1 protein-coding gene and 1 pseudogene are annotated in these 636 nt (G+C 50.5%); both read right to left on the bottom strand.

Annotation, left to right across the window (positions count from 1 at the left end):
- Positions 1-406 (bottom strand): IS30 family transposase (locus ACEN33_RS12445; RefSeq protein ID WP_407095211.1); only part of this gene is annotated, 406 nt, incomplete at its 3' end.
- 15 nt (positions 407-421) lie between these two features.
- A pseudogene (locus ACEN33_RS12440) lies at positions 422-636 on the bottom strand (IS30 family transposase); the annotation flags it as partial.

The following is a 636-nucleotide window of genomic DNA, read 5'->3' as shown; positions in this document are numbered from 1 at the left end:
TTGCATAACCCAAAATTTTCCGCGGGTAATCGTTCATCCAACGCTGGATCCGCAAAATCTGGTTCTCGCTCACCTCACTAATCGGGCTTCCCTTGGGAACGAAACGGCGAATTAATTTGTGCTGGTTTTCGCTCGTCCCACGCTCCCAAGAAGCATAGGGGTGGCTGAAATAGATGTCAGCTACATCTTGCAGAGCATCGTGTAGCCCCGAAAACTCCGAGCCATTGTCGGAGGTCACGGTCTTAAATAATTGATCGAAGTTAGCGCCAGCCCGTTCTCTTAGCTGTTGAACCGCTTGGTCCACCGATTCGGTGTCCTTCCCGTTCAACTTTAGGATGACTTCAAAGCTTGTCTGCCGTTCAGCCAGCGTCAGCAGCACGGCATCCGACTTGGTCTTGTTTCCCACGACCGTGTCGATTTCCTAATGACCGAATGTTTCCTGGGTTTCAACTTCTTTAGGGCGTTCTTCAATTGACGTCCCGAGAACACGCTTGTTGGATCGGTGTCCTGGGCGGCCCGCTTTGATTTTACGGGACAGTTTTTCAAGCAAGTCCATGTTCTTTGTTCGCATGATTCCGCGGTCAATCCATTGATAAAGAGCGGTTGTTCCAGGAATGATGGCACAATCGAACAGCG

Origin of the sequence: Ruoffia sp. FAM 24228, from assembly GCF_045528575.1 — a bacterium.
In the GTDB taxonomy this organism is placed as follows: Bacteria; Bacillota; Bacilli; order Lactobacillales; family Aerococcaceae; genus Ruoffia; species Ruoffia halotolerans.
This window is presented reverse-complemented; position numbering and strand designations above follow the sequence as displayed.